At 37.3% G+C, this 24,149-nt stretch carries 18 protein-coding genes; 12 read left to right on the top strand and 6 right to left on the bottom strand.

From position 1 onward, the window contains the following. Window positions 1-22 precede the first annotated feature (22 nt). A complete protein-coding gene (locus RE431_RS05235) occupies window positions 23-1,213 on the top strand; it encodes an acetyl-CoA C-acyltransferase (protein WP_309560915.1) in 1,191 nt (396 codons plus the stop codon). A 44-nt stretch (window positions 1,214-1,257) separates the two neighbouring features. Beyond that, window positions 1,258-3,066, top strand: a complete 1,809-nt coding sequence (locus tag RE431_RS05230) for an acyl-CoA dehydrogenase family protein (protein WP_309560914.1) — start codon at window positions 1,258-1,260, stop codon at window positions 3,064-3,066. A 69-nt stretch (window positions 3,067-3,135) separates the two neighbouring features. On the opposite strand, the gene RE431_RS05225 is transcribed toward RE431_RS05230, so the two are convergent. After that, window positions 3,136-4,137: a hypothetical protein gene (locus RE431_RS05225; RefSeq protein WP_309560913.1), complete on the bottom strand. Its 1,002-nt coding sequence runs from the start codon at window positions 4,135-4,137 to the stop codon at window positions 3,136-3,138. A 354-nt stretch (window positions 4,138-4,491) separates the two neighbouring features. Here RE431_RS05225 and RE431_RS05220 point away from each other — a divergent pair, with 354 nt between their 5' ends. From RE431_RS05220 to RE431_RS05210, 3 genes are all read left to right on the top strand, one after another. Continuing rightward, on the top strand, window positions 4,492-5,544 hold the full coding sequence (locus RE431_RS05220) for a zinc metalloprotease (RefSeq protein ID WP_309560912.1): 1,053 nt from the start codon (window positions 4,492-4,494) through the stop codon (window positions 5,542-5,544). A 115-nt stretch (window positions 5,545-5,659) separates the two neighbouring features. Further along, on the top strand, window positions 5,660-7,414 hold the full coding sequence (locus tag RE431_RS05215) for a mechanosensitive ion channel family protein (protein ID WP_309560911.1): 1,755 nt from the start codon (window positions 5,660-5,662) through the stop codon (window positions 7,412-7,414). A gap of 88 nt (window positions 7,415-7,502) precedes the next feature. Next, entirely contained in the window at window positions 7,503-8,576 is a 1,074-nt protein-coding gene (locus RE431_RS05210; RefSeq protein ID WP_309560910.1) for a mechanosensitive ion channel family protein, read from the top strand. Here RE431_RS05210 and RE431_RS05205 read toward each other — a convergent pair. Continuing rightward, window positions 8,548-10,344 (bottom strand): glycoside hydrolase family 15 protein, encoded by a 1,797-nt coding sequence (locus tag RE431_RS05205; protein ID WP_309560909.1) that lies wholly within the window; start codon window positions 10,342-10,344, stop codon window positions 8,548-8,550. The two genes, RE431_RS05210 and RE431_RS05205, sit on opposite strands and share 29 nt — an antisense overlap. A 95-nt stretch (window positions 10,345-10,439) precedes the next feature. On the opposite strand from RE431_RS05205, the gene RE431_RS05200 reads away from it, so the two are divergent. The 6 genes from RE431_RS05200 (at window position 10,440) to RE431_RS05175 (ending at window position 16,640) form a co-directional block, all read left to right on the top strand. Beyond that, entirely contained in the window at window positions 10,440-12,653 is a 2,214-nt protein-coding gene (locus tag RE431_RS05200) for a bifunctional alpha,alpha-trehalose-phosphate synthase (UDP-forming)/trehalose-phosphatase (protein WP_309560908.1), read from the top strand. 137 nt (window positions 12,654-12,790) lie between these two features. Then, the gene (locus tag RE431_RS05195) at window positions 12,791-13,075 is read left to right on the top strand and encodes a YtxH domain-containing protein (protein WP_309560907.1); all 285 of its coding nucleotides are present in this window, start codon (window positions 12,791-12,793) and stop codon (window positions 13,073-13,075) included. Window positions 13,076-13,183: 108 nt separating this feature from the next. After that, window positions 13,184-14,539, top strand: a complete 1,356-nt coding sequence (locus RE431_RS05190; RefSeq protein WP_309560906.1) for a M28 family metallopeptidase — start codon at window positions 13,184-13,186, stop codon at window positions 14,537-14,539. An 11-nt stretch (window positions 14,540-14,550) separates the two neighbouring features. Continuing rightward, window positions 14,551-15,396, top strand: a complete 846-nt coding sequence (locus tag RE431_RS05185; RefSeq protein ID WP_309560905.1) for a dienelactone hydrolase family protein — start codon at window positions 14,551-14,553, stop codon at window positions 15,394-15,396. 177 nt (window positions 15,397-15,573) lie between these two features. Further along, the gene (locus tag RE431_RS05180) at window positions 15,574-15,777 is read left to right on the top strand and encodes a hypothetical protein (protein ID WP_309560904.1); all 204 of its coding nucleotides are present in this window, start codon (window positions 15,574-15,576) and stop codon (window positions 15,775-15,777) included. A 14-nt stretch (window positions 15,778-15,791) separates the two neighbouring features. Beyond that, a complete protein-coding gene (locus tag RE431_RS05175) occupies window positions 15,792-16,640 on the top strand; it encodes a hypothetical protein (RefSeq protein ID WP_309560903.1) in 849 nt (282 codons plus the stop codon). Window positions 16,641-16,696: 56 nt separating this feature from the next. Here the strand turns inward: RE431_RS05175 and RE431_RS05170 are convergent, their stop codons facing one another. Further along, window positions 16,697-17,662, bottom strand: coding sequence for an App1 family protein (locus RE431_RS05170; RefSeq protein WP_309560902.1), 966 nt, complete (start codon window positions 17,660-17,662; stop codon window positions 16,697-16,699). A 71-nt stretch (window positions 17,663-17,733) separates the two neighbouring features. Between RE431_RS05170 and RE431_RS05165 the strand changes: the two genes are divergently transcribed. After that, window positions 17,734-18,606 (top strand): diacylglycerol/lipid kinase family protein, encoded by an 873-nt coding sequence (locus tag RE431_RS05165; protein ID WP_309560901.1) that lies wholly within the window; start codon window positions 17,734-17,736, stop codon window positions 18,604-18,606. Window positions 18,607-18,618: 12 nt separating this feature from the next. On the opposite strand, the gene RE431_RS05160 is transcribed toward RE431_RS05165, so the two are convergent. The 3 genes from RE431_RS05160 to RE431_RS05150 are packed head-to-tail and all read right to left on the bottom strand — an operon-like array spanning window position 18,619 to window position 24,134. Continuing rightward, a complete protein-coding gene (locus tag RE431_RS05160; RefSeq protein WP_309560900.1) occupies window positions 18,619-19,533 on the bottom strand; it encodes a GyrI-like domain-containing protein in 915 nt (304 codons plus the stop codon). A gap of 4 nt (window positions 19,534-19,537) precedes the next feature. Then, window positions 19,538-20,905: a vanadium-dependent haloperoxidase gene (locus RE431_RS05155; protein ID WP_309560899.1), complete on the bottom strand. Its 1,368-nt coding sequence runs from the start codon at window positions 20,903-20,905 to the stop codon at window positions 19,538-19,540. Beyond that, window positions 20,889-24,134, bottom strand: coding sequence for a VCBS repeat-containing protein (locus RE431_RS05150; protein ID WP_309560898.1), 3,246 nt, complete (start codon window positions 24,132-24,134; stop codon window positions 20,889-20,891). The genes RE431_RS05155 and RE431_RS05150 overlap by 17 nt, the downstream gene beginning before the upstream one ends. Between the last annotated feature and the right edge of the window lie 15 nt (window positions 24,135-24,149).

Genomic DNA, 24,149 nt, shown 5'->3' with positions numbered 1-24,149 from the left:
TAAAAATCAAAATTTACAAAAAATGAAAACAGCATATATAGTTAAAGCATATAGAACCGCAGTAGGAAAAGCGCCAAGAGGTGTATTCCGCTTTAAAAGGCCAGATGAGCTGGCTGCGGAAACCATCCAGTATATGATGGATAAATTACCAGATTTCGACAAAACTCGTATCGACGACGTAATGGTTGGAAACGCGATGCCAGAAGCTGAACAGGGACTAAACGTTGGTAGATTGATCTCTTTGATGGGCTTAAAGATCGAGGACGTTCCGGGAATGACTGTAAACAGATACTGTGCTTCAGGATTGGAAACCATTTCGATAGCAACGGCAAAGATCCAGAGCGGTATGGCCGACTGTGTGATCGCCGGTGGAGCTGAGAGCATGAGTTATATCCCGATGGGAGGTTACAAACCGGTACCAGATTATAAACTGGCAAAAGAAGGTCATGAAGATTATTACTGGGGAATGGGATTAACTGCGGAAGCGGTTGCCAATAAATACAAAGTCTCCCGCGAAGATCAGGATGAGTTCGCTTACAATTCTCATCAAAAAGCGATCAAAGCACAGGCGGAAGATCGTTTTCAGGATCAGATTGCTCCAATTAATATCGACGAGACTTACGTGGATGAAAATGGTAAAAAGCAAACGAAGTCTTATACCGTGAATAAAGATGAAGGTCCTAGAAAGGATACCTCTATTGAAGTTCTGAATAAACTTAGACCTGTTTTCGCCGAAGGCGGAAGTGTAACCGCTGGTAACTCTTCTCAGATGAGTGACGGTGCTGCCTTTGTAATGGTAATGAGCGAAGACATGGTAAAAGAACTTAATCTTGAGCCAATTGCAAGAATGGTTAGCTATTCAGCGGTTGGAGTAGAACCAAGAATTATGGGTATCGGTCCGGTTCATGCAATTCCGAAAGCTTTAAAACAAGCCGGGTTGAAAAAAGAAGACATGGAGCTAATCGAACTAAATGAGGCATTTGCTTCTCAGTCACTTGCCGTGATAAGAGAACTGGGGCTTGATAAAGATAAAGTGAATCCGAATGGTGGAGCGATCTCTATGGGACACCCGCTTGGATGTACTGGAGCGAAACTTTCAGTTCAAATCTTTGACGAAATGCGTAAGCGTGATCTGAAAAATAAACATTGTATGGTAACTATGTGTGTTGGTACAGGTCAGGGAGCTGCCGGAGTCTTTGAATTTTTAAATTAATAATATTAAGTGAGACATAGTTCTCACATCAAACTACTATAAAAATGAGTACAGATACAGCTAAAAAGGATCTTTTGAGAGGTGGTCAGTTCCTTGTAAAGGAGACCAAATGTGAAGACGTTTTCACTCCTGAAGATTTTAACGAGGAACAAAAAATGATGCGTGATTCTGTTAAGGAATTTGTTGAGCGTGAAATTTGGCCTCACAAAGAAGAATTTGAAAAGAAGAATTATGAACTTACCGAAGAGGTAATGCGTAAAGCCGGGGAACTTGGTTTCCTTGGAGTTGCCGTGCCTGAAGAATACGATGGTCTTGGAATGGGCTTCGTTTCTACTATGCTAGTTTGTGATTATATTTCTGGAGCTACAGGTTCTGTGGCTACAGCCTTCGGTGCACATACCGGGATTGGTACAATGCCTATCACTCTTTATGGAACTGAGGAGCAAAAGAAAAAATACGTTCCAAAACTTGCTACTGGTGAATGGTTCGGAGCTTATTGTTTAACTGAACCTGGAGCAGGTTCTGATGCGAATTCAGGGAAAACGAAAGCTGTTCTTTCTGATGATGGAAAACATTACAGTATTAGCGGACAGAAAATGTGGATCTCAAATGCGGGATTTGCAAACGTATTTATTGTATTCGCCAGAATCGAGGATGATAAGAACATTACCGGATTTATTGTTGAAAATGATAAAGAGAACGGAATCAGTTTTGGTGAAGAAGAAAAGAAATTAGGTATCCACTCCTCTTCTACCCGCCAGGTATTCTTTAACGACACTAAAGTACCGGTTGAGAATATGCTTTCTGAACGTGGTAACGGATTTAAGATCGCAATGAACGCCCTTAATGTAGGTCGTATCAAGTTGGCTGCAGCTTCTCTTGATGCTCAAAGAAGAGTGACAGATCTTTCTGTAAAATATGCTAATGATAGAGTTCAGTTTGATACTCCAATTTCAAAATTTGGAGCTATTAAATCTAAACTGGCAGAAATGGCAACTTCAGCATACGTTGGGGAAGCAGCATCTTATCGTGCAGCAAAAAATATTGAAGACAGAATAAATATTCGTTTAGAAGAAGGTGCATCGCATTCAGAAGCTGAATTAAAAGGTGTTGAAGAATATGCTATAGAATGTTCAATTCTAAAAGTTGCTTGTTCTGAAGATGTTCAGAATTGTAGCGATGAAGGTATCCAGGTATATGGTGGTATGGGATTCTCTGCAGATACTCCAATGGAATCTGCGTGGAGAGATGCACGTATCGCTCGTATCTATGAAGGTACCAATGAAATTAACAGAATGCTTTCTGTTGGTATGCTTGTGAAAAAAGCGATGAAAGGTCATGTAGATCTTTTAGGCCCTGCAATGAAGGTAGCTGATGAACTTACAGGAATTCCTTCTATGGAAAAGCCTGATTATTCTGAGCTTTTTGCTGAAGAAAAAGAAATGATCGCTAAGCTTAAAAAAGTATTCTTGATGGTTGCAGGTAGCGCCGTTCAGAAATTTGGACCACAATTGGAAGAGCACCAGCAATTATTACTGGCTGCTTCAGATATTCTGATAGAGATCTATATGGCAGAATCTGGAATTCTTAGAGCTGAAAAGAATGCTAAGAGAAACGGAGTAGATAGCCAGAAAGAAGAGATCGCAATGGCGAAATTGTACCTATATCATGCTGTTGATACGGTAACTGTAAAAGCTAAAGAAGGAATTGGTTCTTTTGCTGAAGGAGACGAGCAGCGTATGATGTTGATGGGACTTAAGCGTTTCACGAAATATACAAATCAGCCAAATGTAGTGGCATTAAGAAATACCATTGCTGAAAAGCTGACCTCAGAAAATAAATATTGTTTCTAAGAAACATTCTTTAAACTGAAAAAACCACCCAGTTCGGGTGGTTTTTTTTTAATTAATAATTAAAAAAACTTATTTATTTGGCCACTCAGCCCAATTCGCGCAATGTCCTGCTTCATCAGTTTTCTCAACCGCAGTTTGTATACCAGAATATGTTGCATTCATTACAGCTCTAGGTGAAAAATGAATTTTTCCATTTGCATTCGTTCTAAAGGCCTCTCCAAAATGCGCCTGACTTAATCCATGACCTGCTTCATGTAAAGCAATCGTTTCAATATCATATGTCCTACCGTCATTCCAAGTAAAAGTGTCATTGTAATATATTTCTCTAAATGCAACATCTGCTTTACCGTTATTATCGGTGTCTACCAAATTTCCATCTTCATCAGTAAATGTATAAGTTAAAGTTACACCAAGAATGAATTCAGAACCACGCTCGGTTAAATAATCAAAAAACTCTGCTCCTAACCAACCGCCATGATAAACATCTGCTATGTATAATGGGGCTCCACCGAAATCATTTCCGGAAAAAATACCATAGAAATATGCAAAAACTCCATATTCTTGCAATTCCTCACCTTCTTCTACTTCATCATAAGGAATTTCGTATAAACCAATATCTGAACAGTTCACATTTCTCCAGCTATCCATAGCTCTTCCAATAGCCGCGGTACTAACTTTTACATCGATATCATTAGATGGACGATTTTTATCAATATAATATGATATGTCTGAAGTGCCATCATAAGCTAAGCCTGGAACAAAGTCTGAGGATAACATTTTATTGCCGCGGTTTGTAAAAAAGATAGTGGTTCCCAATTCTTCCGAACCATTAGCTGTAATATACTCCGCTGAAAATAATGAAATATTATAATCTCCTATTTTCGACTTTACCTTGGAGTCTGTATTATCTGGTAATTTGATATTAAAAGAATTATTCTCCAGTGGTCTAAACTCCATTGCTGGAGTTTCAAGTTTTTGTACCTCCGCAATGCCAGGAGTTTCAATTTCCTTTTCACAGGAAGCAAAGATGCTCAAGCTAGCAGCGAGCATAATAAGTTTGGTCTTTTTCATAATTACGTTTTGAATTTGATAGAAAAAATAGATAAAAGGACAACACCTTCAAATTGAACAATTCTTAATTTTTTAAGCTTTTATTAATAAGGTTAATTTTAATTTTAAAAAAGCTCATTCTAAAAACTTGAAAATCAAACACCAAATTTTTTATCAGAAATAAGGTTTTAAGACTTTTATTAAAATATTGGCAATAAATTATTTAGCCTGAGCATTTCTCTACTTCTACTGCTTATAAGACAAGTGAACCATTACTACAAATTCTAATAATGTCATAAAAAGTTTCGAATAGTGTTAAGAAAACATAAAATTTTAGATATATTCGGCGAAACTCAAACAAAAACTAGTTAAAACATGAAAAAAGTTATTTTAGGAATGGCCGCAATGGCTTTCTTATTTGCTTCTTGTGAGCAAGACCCCAAAGAAACCGTTTTGGAAGAGCAACAAGCTCAGGTAGACATGAGTGATTTCTACCTTTACACCGACGCTGCAGATGAAAGAAGATCTGAAAATGCTGCAGACAAATGTTACAGTATGAAGAACCTTAACCGTCTTCTTAATGAGAACAAAGGACTTCACGAAAGAATGTTCGAAATTGAAAAGAATACACGTTCTATTCTTGCAAAATCTGAAAACGCCAAAGGTAAGCCAGGAGGCGGCGGTGGAGGAACTACTGAACCACCAGCAACCGATAATCTAGGTGTGGTTAACATACCTGTTGTTGTACACGTGGTTTACAGTAATTCTCAACAAAACATTTCAGATCAGCAGATCAATTCTCAAATCGCTGTTTTAAATGAAGATTTTAGAGCTGCTAACTCTGATGCAAGCAATACTCCTTCTGAATTTGCAGGTGTTGTAGCAGATTCTGAAGTTTCATTTACTCTTGCTGGCGTACAGCGTCATAGTGACTCAAGAGCTGAATGGGGAACAAGAGATGATGTAAAATATGCTTACCCACCTGTATCTCCATCTAATACCCTTAACATCTGGGTAGCTAACATTGGTGGTGGAATTCTAGGTTATGCACAGTTCCCTGGAGGACCTGCTGCTACTGATGGTGTAGTTATAGCTCCACAATTCTTCGGTAACACTGGATATGTACAGGCTCCTTATGATGGTGGTAGAACTGCAACTCACGAAGTTGGTCACTACTTAAATCTTCGTCACATTTGGGGTGATGGTAGATGTCGTCAAGATGACTTTGTAGCTGATACTCCTGATTCTGACGGACCAAACTACCAATGTCCTTCTTACCCTACTGTAAACTGTAAGTCTGCAGATATGACAATGAACTACATGGATTATGTATATGACGATTGTATGTACATGTTCTCTGAAGGTCAGAAAGCTCGTATGAGAACTGTCTTTATGGATGGTGGACCAAGAGCTGGTTTTGTAAACTAATTCTTCTCAATATATAAAATTAAAGCCACCTCAACGGGTGGCTTTTTTTATGGTATAGTGCATTTTACGTCTCAAAGTAAAAATGTTATATTGGGTTCAGACCAATAATTTTCAAATGACCAGCCATACAAGCTACGCTTTAAAAATCTTCCTGTGCTTATTTTTGAACATAAGCTTACTCTATTCACAGGAAAAAGACACAACAGATCAATCTGAAGATCAAAAATTACCTGGCAAAGAAACTATTCTAAAAGATAGCACTGCAAATGCCGGAAATACTTTAAATGAATATTCAGATGCCTATTATATCGCGGATAAATGGAATAATGGAGTCGGTTATCCACCTGTGGATATCAACCTGCAAACACCACAGGCAGCGCTGGAGCACTTTATAATCAATTCCAGAAATAATAAATTCAAGGTAGCTGCTTATTCTTTGAACCTTAATTTATTACCAGATGATCTTTCAGAAGAAGAAGCAGCCCTTTTGGCTGAAAAGCTCAATTTTGTTTTTGAAAGACAAATTTCAATTGGCTGGGATGAACTTTCAGATAGACCAGACGGTCAGATTGATGTTAGCACCTCAACCAATAAAGCAGTTGCTGGTAAACCAAGAAGAAGCGTAAGTTTCGGTAAAACCGATCTTGATGGCAGGGATATCGTTTTCCGCCTGCAAAGAGTAAAATTCAAGGATAAAAGCCCCATCTGGCTGATCTCTTCACAAACTACTGAAAATATTGAACCTCTTTATAAAACTTATGGCCCGCGGAAATTAGACAGAATGATCCCTAGCTGGATCAGTTTTGAGATTTTTGGAATACCTGTCTGGAAATTGATAGGAACGATCTTACTGATTTTACTCGCCTATTTCATATCACGTATAGTTTCCCATTATATTAGAAAAATTTTCTCTGGCACTGAAAAATACTGGATCAAGAATATCGCTAACCGATTAGCTTCACCGGCTGGAGCCGCGGTTGGAATTCTAATTTTTTATTTACTCCTAAATAACCTCATTTCATTTACGGGTCCACTGGCTCGCGGAATTTATACGATGCTTTTAATAGTGATCATTGGTATCGTTACCTGGCTGGTAATGCGAATTATAGATTATATCATGGATTTCTTCGCGGAAAATAAGGTAGGTGATCTTAGTGAAGAAGAAAATGCGGAGGCCAGGAAGATGATGACCTATATCTCGGTAGGAAGAAGGATCTTCATTTTCGTAATTGTTTTTATTGGAGCCTCAGTAGTTTTCTCTCAGTTTCCATCTCTTGAAAAACTAGGTATCTCCCTCATGGCTTCCGCAGGAATTGCCACGGTAGTTTTCGGTATAGCAGCACAAAGCACTTTGGGTAATATAGTAGCAGGTGTCCAGATAGCCATCACCAAACCTGCAAAGATTGGTGATGCCGTAATAATTGCGGGCTCTTACGGTTTTGTTGAGGATATCACATTTACTTATATGGTGGTAAGAACCTGGGATTTGAAGAGAAAAGTAATTCCGTTGAAATCTGTAATTTCTGAAAGCTTTGAAAATCTTTCTATGACAAGCTCTAAAAGTAAACTGGAAATTGAAATGCAGACAGATTACCGTGTAGATGTTTCAAAAATCAGGTCTAAATTCAAAGAACTTCTGGAGAATTATGAAGAATGGGACGATGAAGAGGAACCTACTGTACAGGTAGAAGCAATTACAAACCAGGTTATAAAAATAAGGTGCCTTTGTACTGCAAAAGATTATCCAACCGCGTGGGACTTACATTGTAAGGTTAGGGAAGACCTGATTAAATATGTCGCAGAACTTGAAGACGGAACTTATTTATCTAAAACCAGAGTGAAGTTGGAGCAAAATATCAATGCTGAATAGTTCCGAAAACCTTATAGGTTAAACATTTCCATCTGGTAATAGCTTTTCATGAGAACTGCTAACTTTATATTCATATAAAAAGTAACTCATGCTGGATATAGAAAGAAACGGACTCTACTACCTCATCATAGGAATATTCGCTCTATTATTTAGCTTTACCATTGCTTTCTTTATTCTGAAGAAGATCGGTAAAGATCCAAGGTATATTCTTCCGATAGACTTTGCAGAGAAATTAAGAGTACCACTTCTCATATTTCTAGCTTCGCTGATCGCAAAAATTGCGGTTATCAGTGATATTTTTCGATTTGATGCGACTAAGGATATCGTTGGTCACATTAGTACTATAACCGTTATTCTAAGCATTGCCTGGTTCCTAATACTGTTTTTTAAAGTTTTTAAAAAGAGAATGCTTCGGAAGTATGATGTGCACAGTCCCAATAATCTTAAAGCCAGAAAAGTTTATACTCAATATGCTATCCTTGAAAATATCATCATTTTCATCATTGTAACTTTAGCCGTGGGAATCGCATTAATGAGCTTTGACAGCATCAGGTCTGTTGGAGTAAGTTTACTAACTTCGGCTGGAATTGCCGGAATCATTATTGGTCTGGCCGCACAAAAAGCTATAGGAACCTTACTTGCCGGGATTCAGATCGCGCTTACTCAACCAATTCGGCTAGATGACGTGGTGATCGTAGAAGGTGAATGGGGCTGGATCGAAGAAATTAACCTTACTTATGTAGTTGTTCGAATTTGGGATAAAAGAAGACTTGTGGTTCCTACGACTTACTTCATCGAAAATACATTTCAGAACTGGACCCGAACTTCAGCAGATATCCTGGGAACCGTTTTTATATATGCTGATTACGGACTTCCTTTTGATGCCATTCGAAAAGAACAGACCAGGTTATTGAATGCTACAAATCTCTGGGATGGTAACGTAAATGTTATGCAGGTGACCAATGCTACTGAAAAGTCGGTTGAACTCAGAGTATTGGTTAGTGCAAAAGATTCACCAACAGCCTGGGATCTTCGGGTTTACCTCAGAGAGAAATTACTGGAATTCATTCAGAATAATTATCCGGAACATTTACCAAAAACAAGGGTTACCGTGAAAAAGAATGATACAGAAATCAATCCTGGAAAATCATCCCTTCCGTAGCAATCCCTTTACTGAAATTTGCCGCAGTTTCTATCAACGCAAGATGTGAATATGCCTGGGGAAAGTTTCCTAGCAAACGCTTGGTCTTAAAATCGATGTCTTCACTAAACAAACCTAAATGGTTGCTGTAAGATAATAACTGATCAAACATTTTTCTTGCCTTCTTTTTCTCTCCAATTTTGTAAAGGCTATCTATCAACCAGAATGTACAGATCGTAAATGATGATGTTGGCTTACCAAAATCATCATTATTCTTATATCTATACATAAGGCCGTCTTCACATAATTCCTTTTCTGTAGCCTGAACTGTACTTACAAATCTTGGGTCATCTGCTTCTATAAATCCGTAGGATTGCATTAGTAAAGTAGAAGCATCAAGATCTGAAGAACCGTAATATTGAGTATATGCCTGTTTCTCTTCATTCCATCCGTTGGTATAAATATCCTGATAGATCTCCTCTCGAAGTGCTTTCCATTTAGTATCATTAATACCCATTCTTAGAACTTCTCCAATTTTGATCGCTCTGTCTACAGCTACCCAGCAAAGAAGCTTAGAAAATACAAAATGACGATCTTCAGTTCTCAATTCCCAGATCCCTTTATCTGGTTTCTTCCAGTTTTCTTCAACGATCATCACAATTCCACGAACAACGGTCCATAGCGCCTCAGAATTTTCTAAGGATGTTTCAAACATCAAGAATTGCTGATAGATCACTTCCATCAGGATCCCATAGATATCATTTTGTTTCTGAATGTAAGCAGCATTACCGGTTCTTACAGGTTTGGATTCCTTATACCCGTCTAAATGGGTTAAAATATGCTCGGTCAATTCCTTTTCCCCGTTGATCCCATACATGATCTGGATCTTTTCATCCTTGTTCGGAATAATATCCAGAATGAATTGAAGAAAATCTTTTGCCGACTTAATATGTCCCAATCCCGCCATTACTTTAATCACCATGGATGCATCACGAATCCAGCAAAATCTATAATCCCAGTTTCGCTCCTCTCCTATCGTCTCAGGTAAGGAAGTAGTTGCAGCAGCAAGTACAGCTCCAGATTTTTTATAAGACAAGGCTTTAAGAACCAATGCGCTACGCATGATCTCGTTTCCATAATGTGTATAACGAGTAGTCTTATCACTCCAATTCATCCAGTAAACCTTGGTTCTCTGGAATTTCAGATAAGAGCGATCTAAAGATTGTTCTACGAGTTTTTCATGATAACCCACCAGGCAGTATGCGTTACCGGTCAAGGTGATCTCATTAGATTCCAGAATATCATTCAGGTTGAAACTTGAATAGAAATAAGCTGAATCATATTTTCCTTCCTTGGTAAAGCTCTTAATATATTCACCTTTATGTTCGCTATAGGTCTTTTCACGGGCAAAGTCCAGTTTAGGATCATATTTGATACTGAACTTTGGTTCTCCACTAATCAATCTGAAAAATCTAATCACATCTGGCGGAGCATAATATGACCCATCTTCGCGTGGATACCTCGGCATAAAATCTATAAGCTGAAAAGAATCCTTCCCATTATTAAAAACAGTGCTTAAAATATTGGTCTCCCAAAGATACTCCTGCTTAATGTCGTATTCATCATCAATAAGGATCTCAAAACTCCCTCCTTTTCTCTCATCCAGAATTTTGGCGAACATTGCTGAAGAATCAAAATTGGGCATACAACACCAATCAAGAGAACCTGTTTTAGAAATTAATGCTGCGCTTTTGCAATTGCTTATTATACCGTAATCGAGGTTATCCATATATCTTAAAAATCTTATAAATCAATGGCTGTGTGAAATGATTTTCGGAAATTTAAGAAAAATCGAATTCGTCACAACAGCATTTACATTTAATTATGAGTAAAACAATCATTATTTCCAACCGATTACCCTTACAAGTTTCTATTGAAAACAACGATCTGGATGTAACTCCAAGCGTTGGTGGACTTGCAACCGGCTTAAAATCATTTCATAAGGATGGAGATAGTATCTGGATTGGCTGGCCAGGTTTAGTTGAAGAAGAAATTCCTTCAAATTTGAAGGATGAAGTTCAGAAAAAGGCAAAGGAAGAGAACTGTGTCGCCCTGCATTTAAATTCAGCTGAAATTGACGGATTTTATTATGGTTTCAGCAATAGAACCATCTGGCCATTATTCCATTATTTTATGGAATATACAGAGTCTGATGATGACTACTGGAGATATTATAAGCAGGTAAACCAGAAATATGCCGATGAGATCTTGAAGCATTACGAGAAAGGAGATGTGATCTGGGTGCACGATTATCAATTATTGCTGGTTCCAAATATGGTACGTGAAAAAGCTCCTGATGCAATCATAGGTTTCTTTAACCATATACCATTTCCTTCCTACGAAGTTTTCAGAACCTTACCCTGGAGAGATGAAGTTTTAAAAGGAGTACTTGGTGCCGACTTGATTGGTTTCCATACCTATGATTATGAACGTCACTTTTTGAGTTCTGTTAGTAGGATCTTGAGACATCAGGTAGATTTTAATGAGATCACCTTACCAGATCGAATTGTAAAAGTAGACTCTTTCCCTATGGGAATCGATTATAAAAAATTCGAACAGGCCGCTTTAGACCATTTTGAAAGCACTTCTGCAGATCAGTCTGAACTTCAGAAAAGACTGGATCATCATCTTGAAGCAACTCCAGATGCCAAGATGATCCTGAGTATAGACAGGCTGGATTATACTAAAGGAATTGCACACCGAATCAGGGCTTACGAGTATTTCCTGGATAAGAATCCGGAATATATTGAAAAGGTAAGATTGGTGATGCTGGCAGTTCCATCGAGATCAAATGTTCCGCAATACAGAAGATTGAAACGTGAAGTTGATGAACTTGTTGGTAGAATCAACGGTAAATTCTCTACGGTTAGCTGGACGCCAATATGGTATTTCTACAGATCTATGCCATTTGAAAATCTAATTGATCTTTATACAACCTGTGATATTGCACTTCTTACACCAATAAGAGATGGGATGAATTTAGTGGCGAAAGAATACATCGCTACCAGAACAGATAAAACAGGTGTACTAATTTTAAGCGAAATGGCGGGTGCAGCGCACGAAATGAACGAAGCACTTATCATTAATCCAAATAATTTCGAACAGGTATCTGAAGCTCTTAAAACGGCTTTTGAAATGCCGAAAGAAGAACAGATAGAGAGAAATAAGATGCTTCAGAAGAGACTACGCAGGTATAGTGTAGAAAAATGGGCTGAAGATTTCATGAAATCGCTTAGAAGCACAAAAGAAAACAGAGATTCATTCAAGTCTATCAGGGTTACTCCTGATATTTCCCAGGAGATCATGAATCAGTTCAAGAATGCTAAGAAAAGAGTACTGTTTATTGATTATGACGGAACCTTAGTAAACTTCGTTGACAAGCCAGAAAATGCTCGCCCTGATGCTGAACTGAAAGAATTGATTAGGTCATTAAATGCCCAGGAAAATACAGATGTTATTTTGATTAGCGGTAGAGATAAGAATACTCTTGGAGATTGGTGGCAGGATGTCCCGGTTGAATTGATTTCAGAACATGGAGTCTGGATGAGACAGATTGACGGTGAGTGGGAACTATCTGAAAATGTAAAAAGCGAATGGATGGATGCCGTTAGACCTGTGATCGAAAATTTTGTAGATAGAACTCCGGGTACTTTTATTGAAGAGAAAAATTATTCACTGGCATGGCATTATAGAAAAGCCGATCCTGAACTTGGTGAAATAAGAGCAAACGAATTGAGTAATGTTCTAAAAGAGCTTATTTCAAATCGTGGATTAAGCGTTCTTGAAGGAAATAAAGTTCTCGAAATAAAAAGTAGCGGAGTAAATAAAGGAAAGGCTTCTTCCAAAAAACTGGTAGGAAAGGATTACGATTTCATATTTGCTATTGGTGATGACTGGACAGATGAATATATGTTCCAGGATCTGCCGGAAAGTTCTTATACTGTTAAAGTTGGGATCAAGAAAACCAGCGCGAGATACTACGTGGAAGGAACTCCGAAAGTTCGCAACCTACTGGAAAATTTCAAAGAAAATTTATAGCCGATTTTCTCTGTTAAATAATTTGGGAATTCTAATAAAAGTTTAAATATACATTAACTGAAAGGAGATGGCTTCGCTTTAATTTCTGCTTAATTTTACATCGTAAATTAAATCGAACCAATTTAAAACCAAATTCTATGAAATCAGGAAAATTGTTATTAGGATTAGTATCCGGAGCTGTAGCGGGAGCTGTAGTTGGACTTTTATATGCGCCTAAGAAAGGAACAGATACCCGTAAGGCTATCTCTGAAAAAGGTGATGATTATCTTAAAGGTGCAAACAGAAGTTTAAATGACTTCACTAATTCAGTGAACCACAAGATGGAAGCCTTAAAAGCTAGAACTAAAGCTACTGTAGCAGGATCTAAATCAGAAGAAAAAATTAATAAAGCTAAAGCAGAGATGCACGAAGTAGCTAGTTAATTTATAGACAAATTGATTATATGCAAAGCCTCGGGAATTTCTCGGGGCTTTGTTTTTTTACATATTCCTGAAACTTACGTATTTTAGGGAGCCAATTAAAAATTTACTATGAAAATATTTACCCCCGTTAGAATTCTGGGCTTAGCATGTTTAGGCCTATTCACTCAATTTTCAATTGCACAGACTACAGATTCACGTCTTTATGAAATTATTGAAAATGTATCGGCAGATAGCCTGGAATATAATATCAGAAAACTAGCCGGTTTCGGCACCAGGAATACTTTTAGCGATACCGTTTCAGATACAAGAGGAATTGGAGCTGCAAGAAGATGGATAAAATCTGAGTTTGAGAATATTTCTTCAGATTGTGGTGATTGCCTGGATGTTTTCTACCAAAAGGATTTTGTAACTCCAGAAGATGGTGAGCGCATACCTAAAGAAGCCTGGGTAGTGAACGTTGTAGCAGTTCAGAAAGGAACCAAATATCCAAATCGTTATGTAATTATGAGCGGTGATATAGATTCCCGCGCGAGTAACACCATGGATTTTGAAACTGATGCACCGGGAGCAAATGATAATGCGAGCGGGATGGCCGGAACGATGGAAGCAGCCAGAGTACTTTCCAAGTATAAGTTTGAAAGTAGTATTATATATGTAGGACTATCTGGAGAGGAACAGGGATTGTTTGGAGGAAAAGGTCTTGCTGAATACGCCAAAAATAATAACTGGGAAATTATCGGTATTCTGAATAACGATATGATCGGGAATATTGAAGGCGTTGACGGGGTTATTGATAATAGAAGTTTCAGAATTTTTTCAGAACCGGTACCTCCTACCGAAACTGAAAGAGAAAGAAGAATGAGAAGGTTTTATGGAGGTGAAGTAGATGGTATTTCAAGACAATTGGCCAGGTATATTCATAAAAATGTAGAAACCTACATGCCTGAAATGAACCCAATGATGATCTACAGATTAGACAGATTTGGCAGAGGTGGTCACCATAGACCATTCAATGATCTCGGTTTCGCCGGAGTTCGTATTATGGAAGCGCATGAAAATTATAATCGACAGCATCAGGATATCAGAACCGAAGATGGAATTGAATATGGCGATGTTGTAGAAGGTGTGAATTTCAATTACGCTAAAAAACTAACCGCTGTAAATGCAATTAACCTGGCAAGTTTAGCCTGGGCTCCCCCTGCTCCTTCAAAAGTTGAAATTGGAGGAATCGTGGAACCAGATACAAAACTGAGATGGGAAGCCGTTGATGGTGATATTGCTGGTTATAAAATATACTGGAGAGACACTACCGCTCCGCAATGGCAATATTCCAGATTTGTAGGAGATATTACTGAATTCACTCTTGACGGAATTGTGATAGATAACTTTTTCTTCGGTGTGGCAGCAGTTGGAAAGAATGGTCATGAAAGCATGGTCGTTTTTCCTTCAGGTACATTTAGATAACAATCGACATTATGAATTATATTAAACTTTTTTTAGCCATTACAATTCTGATCTTCAGCTTGAATTCATGTAAAAATAATTCAGACAAAAATTCAGAGGTTACTGAAGTTAAATCTGATCAAGAAAAGTCTGAGTCAGGTGAACTTTCAGATTCACCAAGACATCATGAGTGGGTGACTCTATCACATAACGAAAGGGAGTTCGATGCCTTTGTAGTCTATCCAGAATCCAGCGAAAAAGCTAAACCGGTGATAGTGATTCATGAAAATAGAGGATTAAATGACTGGGCAAGATTATTCGCAGATAAACTGGCTTCTGAAGGTTACCTGGTTATTGCGCCAGATCTTATTTCGAATACTGTAAAAGGTGTTGATAGAACCACTGATTTTGAAAATTCAGACGCAGCAAGGGATGCTATTTACGATCTTGATGAAGAACAGGTAATCGCAGATCTTGATGCTGCTTTTGAATACATCAAAAATGATACAGCATCTACTGGAGAAGTTGCAGTTATTGGTTTTTGCTGGGGAGGTTCACAAACTTTTAAATATGTGACAAAGAATTCAGATTTAACTTCAGCACATGTATTTTATGGAACCGCACCAAAAGACACAAGCAGTTATTCCCAAATATCAGCTCCTGTTTACGGATATTATGGCGGAAATGATAATAGAGTAAATTCCACCATTGAAGAAACCGAAAACTTAATGAAATCTGCAGGGAAAAAATATGAATATGAAATTTATGATAATGCGGGGCATGCTTTCATGAGAAGCGGACATGAAACAGATGCTAACGATGGAAATAAAAATGCACACGATAAAGCATGGAAAAGGTTGCTTAGACTACTGAAATAATCTCTTTAATAATTTAAAGAAAAGCCGGGTATAAGTATGATATCCGGCTTTTTTATGCCTTTTTCTCAGCTAATTCAAATAAAAGACTAATTAACAATACTTTACATTAAGCTTAAATAAAATTAGGACTGTTCATAGGTAATTTAGTTTTGATCAAACCAATTAAAAATTTGAATTATGGCAGACATAAGAATTGAAAAGAAAAAACCGGTATGGCCATGGATATTATTAATCATTATTTTAGGTGTGCTGGCTTTTTTATATTTCTATGGCAGTCTGGATACAGATGAACCAGATGACGTGGATAATACAAGTATGGAAGAAGTGACTTATGCAAAACCGCAGATGGAATTGCATATCAATGAAAATGAAACTATCTAATTAAAATCAATGTTATGAGTACCAGAGAAAAGCATTTATATTATTTAAGTGAACTGAAGGATTATAAGGTTAACAGTAAGGATCCAGACATTAGAGGTTGGCATGTCAAAGACCTTGATAACAGAACGATCGGAAAAGTGGATAATCTACTTGTGAATAAAGAACTCGGAAAAGTAGTTTATGTAGATGTGGAAGTAGATCAAAGTATTATCGATACCAATCATGACCCTTTCTCTTCACATCAAAATTCTGAAGTGAAAGAATTCATCAACAAAGAAGGTGAAAACCATATCATCATACCTATTGGATTGGTGAATCTGGATCTTAATGATAAGTATGCCTATTCTGAAAGTATTAACTACCAGACTTTTGCAGAAACGAAGAGATACAGATCTGGAACTACCATTAGCAGAGACTATGAAAATCATGTTCTTGGATCTTATGATCGTAGAAAAGAACACTTCAATAGGGAAGATGAATTAAGAAGAACCAGAACTGCATATAGCGATGCTGAACTGGAAGAGAGAGAAATTCGAAGAAGAGAGGAGGCTCGAATTCAAGAAGAAGCAAGACATCGTGACGATAGGGTTGAGACGGATGCTGAAGCAAGAATGCGCAGAGAAAAAGAAAATTTAAGATATAAGTCTGAAGGTCATAACAGGCCTATCGATGATCATAACAGGGCTTTACATCACCATGATACTCCGAGAGATCTTCAACCAGAAAGAACACTGGATGATGATTCAAATTGGGTACGCGATGATCGAGATATCGATAATGAAGATCTATATACAAACAGAAGAAAGAAAACTCGAACCAGTGAAGATTTTTATGACAGAAGAGAATTTTACAACCGTGACTAGTTTACCGGTATATAAATTATTAAAAAAGGGAAGTTTAAAACTTCCCTTTTTTAATGTCAAATAATATTTTCTCTTTCTGAATGATGTATGGCTTTTTCACTATCCCTGAAGTAACAGGTACTAACATCCATAGTTTCAAGATTAGCCATAACTTTCTGAACTTTTTTCTTCTGCTTGCTGGTAGTTTGCCGTATATAAATTGCCTTTATATTTTTCGGAAAAGTTTTACAGATACGTTCATATAGAAAAGGATCATGCTGTGAATCATCACCAATCAAAACATATTGGATGTGCGGATAAAAGGAAATAATATCCTTGATCTTAATGAATTTGTGATCGTGGTTACCTCTCCCCGATTTAACAAAATCCCGAAGCCCGGTTTTTATCTTTTTAAGTTTTATTACCGCCTTGGGTAATTCATGCAGATCTGCAAATTCGGCGATGAAATCATATAAGTTCCATTCGCTGCTGGAAACAAAAAAAAATGAATTAGAAGAATGTTCAGAATCCTGGCCTGCCTTGCTTAATCGCTTATAATGTTTTACCACATCATCAAAAACCTTACGTTTATTGATATTCTTAGAAAGCATTACATATAACTTCTTGAAAAAGCTATTGCTATGCGAGATTAGAAAAGTATCATCAATATCTGAGATTATTCCCAGTTTTCCTGGATAAGGTTTTAAAAGCTCCCCTTTTTCAACCATCCCGAATTCATACATTTTACAACTCACTTCGTAAGTGTGCCAGCCGGGTTCTAAATCTGCATCATAAGGAATAGTAAACCTAAAATATCCGTCTTCCTGCGTTTTTGTAGTAACCTCAAGATCTCTGAATTTCAATCGAATTTCATAATTTTCAAACGGCTTGATCCTGAATTTATGCAGGATCGCATAGGCATGCCTGATCCCTTTTTTTTCAATGCTATATTTATCCGGTGCCCAGGATTGAAATAAATGTCCGAATACCACAAGTTCTTCATCGTTCACATATCCACGGTACAACTTGAGGTCTAACTTCAAAATATTGGCGTTTTTTTAAAATTCCTTCATTCCAAATTAATTAATTTTAGGCGTATCATAAACAAGTCTGCATGAATTTTAAGGAAGTTTTATTGGTTGTAAATCCTATTTCCGGACAAACAGATAAAAAAAAGATCATATCGCAGGTTAAGAAACGCCTTGAAGAAAAGGGATTGAGTTTTCATCAATTTTCTACGACCGGTGAAAATGATAAGGAAAAGATTTATGAAGAAGTAAATAAAAATGGAATTGAACGCCTTATTGTTGCTGGTGGAGATGGAACCATCAATCTTGTAGCGGAAGCGGTTAAAAAGACTGATATCACTATTGGAGTGATAGCTGCAGGGTCTGCTAATGGAATGGCCAAAAACCTGGATCTGCCGGAATTGATGGAAGAGCAACTTGAAGTAGCCCTGGGAGATAAGTATATCGACCTTGACATTCTTTGTCTCAATGAGATCATTTGTCTGCATATGGGTGATCTTGGGATTAATGCTGAACTCATCAAGAATTATGAAGACTCTCCTATCCGGGGGAAGGTGGGCTATTTGATCCAGTCCATACCAACACTTATCAAGAGTGAATATCCTTTCAATTTCCATATTGAAACCGATGAGAGTACCAAAGAAGCTGAAGCCGTATTGCTTGGTTTTGCCAATGCAAATAAATATGGCACAGGAGCTAATGTAAATCCTCAAGGAAGACCAGATGACGGCATTTTTGAAATACTGATATTTAAAAAACTCAACCTAATTGAAATTCTGAAAACTCTTAAAAATGAAACAAATCTGGATTCAGATTTTGTAGAGATCCTGCCCGCCAAAGAAGCTCGGGTCACCTGTAAAAAGCCAGTAGCATTTCAGGTGGACGGCGAATATATAGGGGAAGAGACCAGGATAGATATAAGTATCCTTCCGGAAAAGCTAAGGATCGCAATTCCATGATTTTTTAAAACCCTATTCTGAAATAGGTAAATAAATCTCCGCTTTCCAGCTTAAAGCATCAACTCCTTCCTTTGGATTATCCTGAAAAATCTCAATAGGCAGCTCAGTGGTCCTTAAATTCCTTTTTTTAGCCTCATAGATCAATTCGTACCAGGCAATGTCTGAAATCCTGTAATTTCCATTATAAATAGCTTTTAAAGAAGTAGATGATGGAAATTGCTGAAACTCAACAAAACTATTTGGCCTGATATCCTGAGCTAGATTAATTGGAAAACAAAAATCAAAATCGATCACGTCATTCTCACGATCCCATCTTTTTATTTTTAGAAAAGGAAAACCGGTTAGTTTAAGTTCATGAATCATGACAAAGTCTTCGAGATATTGAATATCACGAACCATCTGGCTCGCCTTATTTTCAATCTTAATATTTTCTGCCGGTTTACAAACACAATCCAGAGACGGGGAAAAAGAAATAGTATCTTCAATGTGAATTCTATAAAGTTTTTGCTTTTCAATAAGTCCCTTTCCAAGTTTACTGAAGGAAGTTTTTAGGGAATCGATATAATTACTTTCAGCAAATGGATTTAAAATAGAAAGTCTGTTTTTAATTTTATCCGGTCCGGCGATATGAAGATAAATATCAGTTAAGCTATCTTCTTCCTGTTCCAATTCCCAAGAGAGGTCTAACCTATTATTTCTAAAATCGATCTCTTGTTTTAATTCTGAAAATTGATCTGAATGTAAATTTGAAATCTTGGGAGTTGCATTAAAAATCTCATACGTTCCAAGATCCTGTAGTTCCCGTTTCACCACTGCCGGACTATAATCCGCCTGAAAATGAAACCGGTAATCATATTCTTTTATAAACAAGAACCATACAAGGCTTAAAAGAATTAGGCCTAGTAAAATAAATAAGAATTTCTTCATGGAATTATTTCGAAGCTACTTTAGTTTCCTGAGTTTTTTTAGCCATCTCAAGTTTATTAACAACAAAATTACCCAGTCCTTTACCTTGAACAAGCCCAACTTCAATGGCTGAACGATAGTGAATTCCGCCATATAGCCTACTATTGGCAGCCTCTCGTGAAGCAGCATTGAAAGATTCGAAATTTCTAATTGGCAAACCGTAATCTACTTCAGTATCATCTTCAAATGCAAATCCGTCACCAAAAATATCTGTAAGTGCAATCGCTGCAGCACCAGATATCACCGAATGTCCGCTGGTATATTCAGGAAATGGCGGAGTTTGTAAAACAGAGCTCCAATTCTCATCTACGTATTTGTTGATAAGCGTTTCCGGCCTTACCAAATTACTGCGATATTTTTCATCCCAACAGCTTATAAAACCGTCGGCGATAGCAATAGCTGTCTTAGAATAAGCATAAACAGATTTATTAAAGTCGGCATTATCTTTTTTACAGGCGATCTTTACGATTCCCATCCAGTGACCACCAGGAGTGATCTTCTTCGTGGCAAACATCAAATGCCCTCTTAAGATGGAGACATAAGGATTACAATCCCAAAATTTAGCGATCGCCATTTCTTCACTATTTTCCTCATTTGCAGCGATCTTCTCTCTAATATTATAAACTTCCATCAATTCATTATGGAACTTAGAACCTTCTTCCATTGAAAATTCAGGTGGCGGTGCAGGTTTAAACTGATTTGCACTATCAATCACAAAAGGCCTGATCTTCATCCAGTGAGGCTCAATTCCATCCATATAAGAAGGTGGAGTTGGCTGCCAGCGACTTTCATTATCTGTATGGATTGAAAATTTTGGCATGGTACGGGTTTCAGCATAATTATCCTGCTTCATCCAGTCTTTAATATGAGTTGCTACTCTTTTTCCATAAGCTTCAGAAACTTTGAAGGCATTTTCATCTATATTTTTCCATTTATTGAAAAGGCTGTCTCTTTTAATGCCGATTCTATCCTCAGAAAATACCAGTCCTGTACTGATGTCATAAAATGCAACGATTGCGGCAGCTTCAGGAATAATAAGATCAGATTCCGGGGCAGGTGCTTCTTCAAGATTGTTTAGCTGTCCGGCAAGGCTTTTATAATTTTCATCGAACTGCGCCATAACTTCATAGGCCGCAATATTTGAATAAGCATAAACCCTGCTTGCCACAGGTGGAGAAAAAATATCATGTACCATCGTTTTGCTAACATTATCGTTAGCTGAATGAAAATCATCAGCGGTAACAACAATCTTTTCCTCCTTTTGATTGCAGGAGAAAATGCTTAATGCTAGCACTAGAACAGTTATAGATTTAATTTTAAAAATCGAATTCATAGATTTCAATTTTCGAATTATTTATAGTAATTATTAAATAAGATTTGTTATCAATTTGAATTATAGAAAAATCTTTAACAGATTTTTGTGATAAATTTAATTGAATTTGATCAGAATCAAGAATTTTATTTTCGTTTAACATTAATGATCCACCTAGTGCATCAAACCTGCCGTGATACGGAGTAACTCCAAAATAGTTCCCCCCAATTAACACTTCATTTTTTCCATCATTATTGAAATCATAGCTCAACATTGCTCGAATAGGTGCTGATTGCAATTCTCTTGAAAACTCTCGAAAGCTAAATCCAGAACCGGTATTCTCCAGGTATCCGCTTGCTAGAGTATGAACTTCTAATAATCTGGCTGAATCAAGTTCTTCTTTAGTCATGATTTCATCGATCTTCTTCCCGGCAAAGTCCTTATACTTTGTAAAACGCTTACGAAGCATTTGACTTAACTGAGACGCCATCTCGTCAAGACCATAAGGGAAATAATAATTACCATTCTTTTCTGTAGCCAGTAAAGTTTCGGTTAAACCATTATTATCGAAATCCTTGTAATACATTCGCATTGGATTCTCTTCTGAAGCATTTAGCTTGGTATTTAAACCCCAGTTTCCGAGCAGATAATCCATATCACCATCGTGATCTATATCTGCTGCGGTCACTTTTTGCCAGAGTCCATTCAGCTTTTTGTTTTTAATAAGATTTTTATTCACTGAGTATTTACCAGAAGAATTTTCCAGGATTACCGGAGACATCCACTCTCCTACCGCTAATATATCCAGGTCTTTATCTCCATCAATATCTGTAAATATCAAGTCGTTAATCATTCCCAATTCATCGAAAAGATCTTCCTGAACTATTTTAAACTTTCCATTGTTGTTCTGTAACAAATATGATTTTGGTATGGCGCCATAATCATAGTTTTGCGAATTACTCCCTACAAGAATGTCCTGATCACCGTCATTGTCATAATCTGCAGTTCTAATCACAGCAGAATTATTGTAGATCTTTGGAAGTAAACTATCTTTTTTAAATGAAGAATTATTACCAAGATATAGTCTATCTAAAAGCCATTCGTTTCTTCCCACAGATTCACCACCACCAGAAGCAAAAAACAGGTCCTGCTTTCCATCAGCATTGAAATCTGCGATTGCGATGCTTTGGTCTTCTGCTAATGAATCTCTTGCTATTTCTGGAAAATCCTGTTTCTTAAAATTTCCATTTTGCTGAATAAAAATTTCTACCGGTTTAAATCTTGAAGCTCCAAAAATGATGTCTTCCTTACCATCATTATTAATGTCTGCCACCTTCACCGATGGACCAAGATCAGACATTTGATGCGGAATAAGTTTCTGCATATCAAAATCATTGTATCGATTCTCCTCATGCTCATATGTAATTCCGAAATCTGACTCTAATTTTTTGAAACCTTTGGTATTATTCGACTTAAATAATCTTGAATAATCAGCTGAATCTTTTGCATCCTTTTCCTTCAGAACTAGGGTTTTATTCTTTTCCGGTTTTAATAAGGTCTGAGTTTTAGAATTCGGCCAGATAACTATAAGACTATCTAATTGAGCTGAATTTTTAAATCCAAAATGCAGAATAGGTTCTGATGAAGACTGGTAAGCTTTAGTTGTATACAGTTGCCTTGCCTGTTTGCCTTCTGAAGTATATAGAATCGCTTTTGAACCAATCCCGAAGGTATTATTGGAATCTGACTTTAATCTGATCTTTAAATGATCACCTTCAGCATAATCATTAATATAAATACTAGCTCTTTGATTGATATTATTGGTAACTATATCAAGGTCGCCATCACCATCCAGATCTCCGTAGGCAACACCGGTTGAAATGATAGAGTCATTTTTGATCCATTCTGCAGATCTATTGTCAAAATTTCCATCGCCTTCTCCTTTAAAAATATAATTGGTCACCGCGCCGGAAGGCATTTTATCCAGAACATCATTATCTACGAGCGTCGTTTTATCGAGTTTATTCTGGATCTGCTCGTTAGAAGTATATTTTACGTAATCAAGATCGTTCGGTCTCTTTGGTATTCCATTGCTTATAAACAGATCCTGTTTTCCATCCTGGTCATAATCGGCAAATAAAGGTCCCCAGCTCCAATCGGTTGCTGCAACACCACTCATTAAGGCTGTTTCTGAAAAATAGTTCCCTCCCTTATTCATCTGCAGCATATTTCTGGTGTATTGCGGATGATAGCCAAGTTTTTCAATTCTGAAACGATCCAAATTCACATTATCATCCCCAGCAGAAGACTTCAATACATTTTCATCTTCGGGAAGCATATCCAGCGTGATGAGATCCATAAATCCATCATTGTTCACATCAGCAGCATCATTACCCATAGAGAAGCGTGAAGTGTGACCGAAAAATTGTTTCAAATTTTCAGAGAAGGCGCCGTCACCGTTGTTGATATAGTAATAATCGTCCTCATGAAAGTCATTGCCGATATAGATGTCTGTATATCCGTCATTGTTAAAATCGGCTGTGGTGATTCCTAAACCGTAAGAGTTCGCACCTCCGTAAATACCAGCCTCTTCACTTATATCTATGAATTTTCCGTTTTCATTCAATAATAATTTATCACCACTTTCATAAACCCGGTTATTACGAATACTGGCAGGTCCAAAAGATTCATTGGTGTGTACGGCGTGGTTTAGAATATAAACGTCAAGATCTCCATCATTTTCCAGATCAAAAAATGCAGCCTGAGAAGAATAAGTATCCATATCCAGGCCGTATTCAGCAGAACTTTCAGTAAAGCTCAGATCACCATTATTGATAAAAAGTTCATTATGACCTCGAAAACCATTGACTCCTACTACGGCAGAAACGTAAATATCCAGAAGTCCGTCACCATTCACATCGGCCATGGTAGTTCCTGTATTCCAGGTGCTATTCCCAGCTACTCCGGCCTTTTCAGTGATATCTTCAAATTGTAAATTTCCTTTATTCAGAAATAGCTTGTTCTTCACCTGATTACCGGTAAAATAAATATCGGGAAGCCCGTCATTATTAATATCGCCTATGCTAACTCCTCCTCCATTATAAAAATATAGATAGTCCAGAATGTTCTGATCTCTGGTTTCTTTGAGTGTATTGGTAAAATCCAGTCCGGACGTTTCATAATCTGGATTACTGAAAAACTTCTCCTGAACCTTTTCCTCTTCTTCATCCTGACAGGAGATCAGGATCAAAGAGAGTAAAAAGAG

Origin of the sequence: Christiangramia sediminicola (genome assembly GCF_031344135.1) — a bacterium.
GTDB lineage: Bacteria > Bacteroidota > Bacteroidia > Flavobacteriales > Flavobacteriaceae > Christiangramia > Christiangramia sediminicola.
This window is presented reverse-complemented; position numbering and strand designations above follow the sequence as displayed.

What these genes read in the sequence shown, in the direction of transcription:
- RE431_RS05235 (WP_309560915.1), top strand. Translation starts at nt 23, where the DNA reads ATGAAAACAGCATATATAGTTAAAGCATATAGAACCGCAGTAGGAAAA.
- RE431_RS05230 (WP_309560914.1), top strand. Translation starts at nt 1,258, where the DNA reads ATGAGTACAGATACAGCTAAAAAGGATCTTTTGAGAGGTGGTCAGTTC.
- RE431_RS05225 (WP_309560913.1), bottom strand. Translation starts at nt 4,137, where the DNA reads ATGAAAAAGACCAAACTTATTATGCTCGCTGCTAGCTTGAGCATCTTT.
- RE431_RS05220 (WP_309560912.1), top strand. Translation starts at nt 4,492, where the DNA reads ATGAAAAAAGTTATTTTAGGAATGGCCGCAATGGCTTTCTTATTTGCT.
- RE431_RS05215 (WP_309560911.1), top strand. Translation starts at nt 5,660, where the DNA reads ATGACCAGCCATACAAGCTACGCTTTAAAAATCTTCCTGTGCTTATTT.
- RE431_RS05210 (WP_309560910.1), top strand. Translation starts at nt 7,503, where the DNA reads ATGCTGGATATAGAAAGAAACGGACTCTACTACCTCATCATAGGAATA.
- RE431_RS05205 (WP_309560909.1), bottom strand. Translation starts at nt 10,344, where the DNA reads ATGGATAACCTCGATTACGGTATAATAAGCAATTGCAAAAGCGCAGCA.
- RE431_RS05200 (WP_309560908.1), top strand. Translation starts at nt 10,440, where the DNA reads ATGAGTAAAACAATCATTATTTCCAACCGATTACCCTTACAAGTTTCT.
- RE431_RS05195 (WP_309560907.1), top strand. Translation starts at nt 12,791, where the DNA reads ATGAAATCAGGAAAATTGTTATTAGGATTAGTATCCGGAGCTGTAGCG.
- RE431_RS05190 (WP_309560906.1), top strand. Translation starts at nt 13,184, where the DNA reads ATGAAAATATTTACCCCCGTTAGAATTCTGGGCTTAGCATGTTTAGGC.
- RE431_RS05185 (WP_309560905.1), top strand. Translation starts at nt 14,551, where the DNA reads ATGAATTATATTAAACTTTTTTTAGCCATTACAATTCTGATCTTCAGC.
- RE431_RS05180 (WP_309560904.1), top strand. Translation starts at nt 15,574, where the DNA reads ATGGCAGACATAAGAATTGAAAAGAAAAAACCGGTATGGCCATGGATA.
- RE431_RS05175 (WP_309560903.1), top strand. Translation starts at nt 15,792, where the DNA reads ATGAGTACCAGAGAAAAGCATTTATATTATTTAAGTGAACTGAAGGAT.
- RE431_RS05165 (WP_309560901.1), top strand. Translation starts at nt 17,734, where the DNA reads ATGAATTTTAAGGAAGTTTTATTGGTTGTAAATCCTATTTCCGGACAA.
- RE431_RS05160 (WP_309560900.1), bottom strand. Translation starts at nt 19,533, where the DNA reads ATGAAGAAATTCTTATTTATTTTACTAGGCCTAATTCTTTTAAGCCTT.
- RE431_RS05155 (WP_309560899.1), bottom strand. Translation starts at nt 20,905, where the DNA reads ATGAATTCGATTTTTAAAATTAAATCTATAACTGTTCTAGTGCTAGCA.